Raw genomic sequence first — 6,287 nt, 5'->3', positions numbered from 1 at the left:
GTTAATAATAAAAGTCCAGTAAGTGTTTTATATCGTTTTAAATTATTAGTTTGTTGTTTAGTTTCTAAAAATCGATTCATTTGTTGTTGATTCAAACGTACGCAAAGTTTATTTGGTGTTTGTTCAACAATTTTAATGATTTCATGATCTGTCAGCAAAGTCAAGTCAACTACTGTTTTTGAACAATTTGCACAGAATTTTCCTGTGTTACTTTTTGTCATTGAATTCCAATCCTGATTACAAGGACTATTAATATTTAATATGTAGTTTTGTCGTTTCATAAGTTTTGTTTAGACTTATTTTATTTTCTACTATGTTAAAAGTATTTCGCTAATATAAGAAAAATCACAACCTTTCTTAAAACAAAAAAACTTCCCTTTTTAGAGAAGTTTTTATTTATTGGAATTTGGATTTTCATCCCGAAACTTCGGGATTAGAATTTAATTTTTAAACATCATCAAAATCCACATAGATCGTGTCAGATGTTGGATGAGCTTGACAGCTTAGGATTAAGCCTTCGGCAATTTCTTTATCGGTTAAAATCGAGTTTTTCTTCATTTCGGCGCTTCCTTGTGTTACGCGACAAAGACAACTGCTGCAAATTCCCCCCTGGCAAGAATAAGGCGCATCGATTCCTTGTTTTAAAGCGGCTTCCAGAATGGTTTGTTTTTGAGACATTTCAAACGAAGTTTCTTCGTCATCCACCATAATGGTAATTTTAGAATGTCCGCTTAAATCTTTGATTTCATTTTCATGAACTGAAGAAGTAAAAAGTTCAAACTTGATAGCCGAATCTTTTACATTTTTCTCTTTTAAAATAGTAGAAATACCATCAATCATTTGTTCAGGACCACACAAGTAGAATTTTTCAAATTCCATTTCCTTGTGTTTGTTGTTCATGACATAATTTACCACCGATTTGTCAATTCGACCAAACAATGCTTCATCGGCCTTAGCCTGACTGTAAACATAATACACAAACAAACGATTTACATATTGCAAATGCAAATCATGTAATTCTTGGTGAAAAATAGTTTCTTCAGTTGATTTATTTCCGTAAACCAAAACAAAAGAACTTTTTGGTTCGCTTTTTAAAACCGATTTTAAAATAGATAATACGGGTGTAATTCCGCTACCAGAAACAAAAGCAACATAGTTTTTTTGTCTGTTAGCCTCTGGTTCAAAAATAAATTTTCCTTCTGGTTTTCCTACTTCAAGAACATCTCCCGCTTTTAGTTTTGTATTGGCAAATTGAGAAAAAGCTCCGTCTTTAACTGCTTTTACAGCAATGCGCAATTCGCCACTTTCAGGTGAAGAGCAAATAGAATACGCACGACGAATTTCTTTTCCATCTAATGTTAATCGGATGTTTACGTATTGTCCTGCAATAAATTTATAGTCTTCTTTTAATTCGTCAGGAACATTAAAAAGTATTGAAACGGCAGCGGCGGTTTCTCTTCTAACCTCTTTTATAAGGAGTTTAAGAAAATTTGGCATGTGATATAATTTTTGACAAAGATAGCAAACGGAATAGCTTCTTAAAATCAAAAGATAAAAATTTCATACCTAAATTTGTTATGTATAAGAAACTTATGTATGTTTGTGATTCAAAATGAAAGCGATTATGAAAAATTCACAATTATACAAGGGAAGTTTGAATACCATTATCATGAAATTATTAGAAGAAAATGGTAAGATGTATGGTTATGAAATTACCCAAAAAGTAAAAGCAATTACTCAAGGAGAATTGAATATTACCGAAGGCGCTTTGTATCCTGCTTTGCATAAATTGGAAGCAGATGGTTTTCTGGATGTAGAAATTGAAAAAGTGGATAATCGAATGCGAAAGTATTATAAACTAACAGAATCTGGAGAAAAAGAAACCGTCAATCGACTTTCGGAATTACAAGATTTTATTAGAAATATGCAGAGTTTAGTGAATCCAAAATTAGAATTTTAATTTTCAAGCTATGAAATTAACCAACCAACAAATTGCAATAATTGACCAAACTTTAATTGATAAAGGTGTGGTTTATGAAGAAATTAAACTGGAATTACTGGATCACATTGTAACGGATATTGAATCAGAAACCGAAGAATCTAATTTTGATATCGCTTTTTCGAAAGCTATATTTAAATGGCAAAGAGAATTGGAAGAAATTAAACCTTCGGGAAAATTTGCAACTCCAAGAATAGTAAAAGAAAAATTTTCTAAGATCACTAAAAATCAATACAAATTCTCTTTACTTGCGGCTGTTATTTTTAGTATTTTAATGACAACTATTACACGGTTAAAACCTGAAGAGTATGTTTATTATAATTTACATTTAGTTTTTTATTCGGTTAATTCTTTAATCTGTTTAACTAACATAATAGGTCTATTTTTTATCTGGAAATTAAAAATAAAAACAATTTATGGGCGATTTTTTCAAACAAATTTAGGTTTTACGTTTTTTAATTTTTATCTGATTTATTCAGGTTTAAACAAACTAAACAATTTGTATCGTTATTATAATTATAAAAGTATTTTTTTATACTTTTTTGATTGCTTTATTAAGGGTTTATACTTTTTTATGGCTGTTTATTTGGTTATAATTGCATTAGAACATTTTAAGGTTATAAAAAAATACAAATTGGTTTGATTTTTTGTAAAATATATAAAATCAGTAAGTTAATAGCGTAAAATGATTCAATGGAAAAGAATAGATATTTAAATTTCTATATTTCAAAAAGAAACGTATTTTTACCAGTCATTATACTAAAAAAACTTTTTAAAAGTTTAATGATAAAACCAGCGAATCATTGAAAACCAACAGAATTAAATATTCAATTCCATTAGGGTGTTTGTGTATTTTGGTAGCTTGTTCTACTAGGAATGATACTTTTTTGGCTCGAAATTCACATGCTTTAAGTACAAAATACAATATTTTATACAACGGACAAATAGGATTAGACAAAGGAATTAAAGGCATTGAAGCCAGTAATCAAGATGACTTTTGGGAAATTTTACCTATTGAAGCCATGAAAATTGATGAAGATCTTGTAGTTGCCGATACTTCTAAAAATGCAGATTTTGCATTGGCGGAGACCAAAGCTACTAAAGCAATCCAAAAACATTCCATGAATATTGGTGGAAGAGAACGCAATTCTCAAATAGACGAAGCTTATTTACTTCTAGGGAAATCCCGTTATTACGACAAAAGATTCATTCCCGCTCTGGACGCTTTCAATTATATTTTATACAAATACCCAAACAGTAGCCGAATTGATGAAGCTAAAATTTGGCGTGAAAAAACCAATATGCGTTTGGGCAACGATGCCTTAGTAGTTAAAAATATTACTAAGATGCTCAAAGAACACAAACCTGAAAAACAGGTTGTGGCTGATGCCAATGCACTTCTGGCATCGGCGTTTTTAAATTTGGAAGAAAAAGACAGTGCCATTGTCAAATTGAAACAGGCAGTCATTTTTAGCAAACGCAATAACGAAAAAGCCAGATACCGTTTTATTCTGGGACAACTGTATCAGGAAATGGGTCAAAATGATCAGGCAAGAGATTATTATGAAGCCGTGATTAAAATGAACCGAAAATCAGACCGAAAATACATGATGCAATCTCAGGTGAGACTAGCACAGCTGTTTGATTATCAAAATGGTGATAAATTTGCTTTTGACGAAAAGTACCATAAACTTTTAGAAAATCGTGAAAATCGTCCGTTTCTGGATATTTTAAATCATCAGGTAGGAATTTTTTATGACAAGCAAGGCAAGGACGAAAGAGCTTTAGAATATTACAATGCTTCTTTAGATTACGCAAAAAATGATAATTATTTAATTGCTTCCAATTATAGAAATATTGGAGACATGAATTTTAGAAAGGCAAGTTATCCTATTGCTGCTAAATATTACGACAGTACTTTAGTGAAACTGAATCCTAAAACCAGAGAGTTTATTCACATTGAAAAAGTGCGTAAAAATTTGGACGAAGTGATTTTCTATGAAGCGATAGCGGTTAGAAACGACAGTATTCTTAAAGTGGTTGCTTTACCAGAAGCAGGAAGAATTGCTTATTTTGACGGTTACATCGAAAAGTTAAAAAAACAAGATGAAGCCAAAAGAATTTTAGAAGAAAAAGAAGCCGAGAAACAAAAAAATATTGAAAGAAACAATCAGGCAACAACTGCGGATGTAGCTGTTTCGGCTAATGGAAAAGCGCCGGTCAAACCATCCTTTGCTCCGCCATCAATGACAAGTCTTCAGGCCGATAATGTATTTTATTTTTACAATCAGGCTACGGTGTCTTTTGGGAAAGTAGCGTTTAAGAAAAATTGGGGCAAACGTACTGCAGGCGGTTATTGGAGAGTTTCTTCTTCTGCTAATTCAAATGCAGCTATGGCTGTAGATTCTACTTTAATTGTACAGCAAGAAATAACTACAGATTCTATTTCGAAACAGATAGAAACCAATCCAAAATATGCAGCTGATTTTTACATTAATCAATTGCCAACCTCTAGCACTGCTATTGATAGTATTACTAGAGAACGCGATGATGCGTATTATCAATTGGGTATAATTTATAAGGAAAAGTTCAAAGAAAATAATTTGGCTGCAACTAAGCTAGAGCAATTATTAGGGAATAAACCTGAAGAAAAATTAGTCCTTCCTACGTTGTATAATTTGTATAAAATTTATCAAATTACGGATGCAAGCAGAGCCGAAACCATCAAGAATAAAATTGTAACAGAATATCCAAATTCGCGTTACACCCAGATTTTAAATAATGCTAATGTAGTGGTCGAGGAGGGAAGTCCTGATGTGGTTTATAAAAAATTATACGAACAATATATCAATGAAGAATTTGATGCTGTAGCGGCAAAAATTGACGGATTGATAAACCAATTTTCGGGTGAAGAAGTAGTGCCAAAACTAGAACTTTTAAAAGCAAACGTTATTGCAAAACAAAAAGGATTAGTTGCTTACAAAGCGGCTTTAGAAAATGTTGCCAATACATATCCAAATACTGAAGAAGGGAAGAATGCCAATAGTATTTTGGCAGAACAAATTCCGTTATTGGAACAAATGGATTTTAATTTTACAACTTCAAGTCATTGGAAAGTACTGTATCCTGTTGCATTAAATGCTATTAATGATAGAAAAGCAATTGAGGAAAAAATAAGCAAGTTTATGAAAGCGGAGAATGCTCAAAAAATAAATCTAGCTTATAATTCGTATGCTGAAAATGAAGGATTTATAATTATTCAGGGAATTACAACACAAGATTATGCAGCAAGCGTGGTTAGTGTTTTAAAAGAAGATCCAGGTTATAAAATAGAGACTCCCGCTATAATTATTTCGAATGAAAATTATAAAATTATCCAAATTAAGAAAAACTTAAATTCCTATTTAGAAGCAAAAAAAGAATAATCATGTTTAATAAAAAAGAAAAATCGTATACAGACCTTTTAGGAAAAACCAATAGAATTGTTGAAGGAACGATAATAAAAGGAGATATTATTTCGAAGGCGGATTTTAGATTAGATGGTGAATTGATTGGGAATTTTCAATCTACAGGAAAACTGGTTATAGGTCCTACCGGAAGTGTGACAGGAGATATTAGTTGCAATAATGCGGATATTGAAGGAAATTTTAATGGAACAATTCAAGTGACTGAATTATTAAATGTAAAATCGAAGGCGAGTATTCATGGTGATGCCACCGTGGGAAAATTAGCAGTAGAACCTGGAGCTGATTTTACTGCTTCATGCAAAATGAAAGAAAATGTAAAGCTCTTAACCGATGGAAAAGAAACCCAACAAAAATAAATCCAGTAATTGGCTGGCATTGATAAACATTCCTATTCAAATGGGAGTAATTATCTTTCTGTTTTCTTATTTAGGCGATTGGCTTGATGAGAATCATCCTAATCCAAAATTTTATTACAATAAGGTGCTGGTTATGGTGGGTGTTTTTCTGGCTTTATATAATGTGATAAGGCAGGTAAATGAAATTAATAAAGAAAAAGAATAAGTCAGATTAAGGCGCTTTTTTGGCAAAACAACAATTATGTTTTTAAAAAATTACAAGACATTTCTATTTTTATTGATTTCAGTAATAGTAGGCTATGTAGTACACAAATTAATTTTTTATTTTTTCAATATCAATTCAGCTGTTTTTTATTACAGTTTAGAGCAATTGTATGGCATTTTTTTCATGCTTTCTTTGATGATAATTTTGATTTTATTAAAAATAAAAGAGCGTAATTTTGATCAGTTAGGGATGTCTTTTTT

Annotated in this window: 6 protein-coding genes and 1 pseudogene; 5 read left to right on the top strand and 2 right to left on the bottom strand. The window is 31.2% G+C overall.

Translation table 11 applies throughout. The annotated features are described in order from the left end of the window. Window positions 1–281 (bottom strand): annotated as a pseudogene (locus AAGV33_RS07760) (hypothetical protein); the annotation flags it as partial. Between the two features lie 166 nt (window positions 282–447). Continuing rightward, entirely contained in the window at window positions 448–1,497 is a 1,050-nt protein-coding gene (locus tag AAGV33_RS07755; RefSeq protein WP_373391399.1) for a 2Fe-2S iron-sulfur cluster-binding protein, read from the bottom strand. Between the two features lie 127 nt (window positions 1,498–1,624). On the opposite strand from AAGV33_RS07755, the gene AAGV33_RS07750 reads away from it, so the two are divergent. The 5 genes from AAGV33_RS07750 to AAGV33_RS07730 all read left to right on the top strand — a co-directional run bounded on the left by AAGV33_RS07750 (window position 1,625) and on the right by AAGV33_RS07730 (window position 6,027). After that, window positions 1,625–1,960, top strand: coding sequence for a PadR family transcriptional regulator (locus AAGV33_RS07750; protein ID WP_373391398.1), 336 nt, complete (start codon window positions 1,625–1,627; stop codon window positions 1,958–1,960). A gap of 10 nt (window positions 1,961–1,970) precedes the next feature. Continuing rightward, the gene (locus AAGV33_RS07745; RefSeq protein WP_373391397.1) at window positions 1,971–2,642 is read left to right on the top strand and encodes a hypothetical protein; all 672 of its coding nucleotides are present in this window, start codon (window positions 1,971–1,973) and stop codon (window positions 2,640–2,642) included. A 160-nt stretch (window positions 2,643–2,802) separates the two neighbouring features. Next, window positions 2,803–5,424, top strand: coding sequence for a type IX secretion system periplasmic lipoprotein PorW/SprE (porW, locus tag AAGV33_RS07740; RefSeq protein ID WP_373391396.1), 2,622 nt, complete (start codon window positions 2,803–2,805; stop codon window positions 5,422–5,424). A gap of 2 nt (window positions 5,425–5,426) precedes the next feature. Further along, a complete protein-coding gene (locus AAGV33_RS07735; RefSeq protein ID WP_373391395.1) occupies window positions 5,427–5,822 on the top strand; it encodes a bactofilin family protein in 396 nt (131 codons plus the stop codon). Continuing rightward, window positions 5,797–6,027 carry an AtpZ/AtpI family protein gene (locus AAGV33_RS07730; RefSeq protein ID WP_373391394.1) on the top strand — a complete coding sequence of 77 codons (231 nt, stop codon included), beginning with the start codon at window positions 5,797–5,799 and terminating at the stop codon, window positions 6,025–6,027. Before AAGV33_RS07735 ends, AAGV33_RS07730 begins: the two co-directional genes overlap by 26 nt. Window positions 6,028–6,287: the final 260 nt, after the last annotated feature.

The organism is Flavobacterium magnesitis (assembly GCF_041729735.1).
In the GTDB taxonomy this organism is placed as follows: Bacteria; Bacteroidota; Bacteroidia; order Flavobacteriales; family Flavobacteriaceae; genus Flavobacterium; species Flavobacterium magnesitis.
This window is presented reverse-complemented; position numbering and strand designations above follow the sequence as displayed.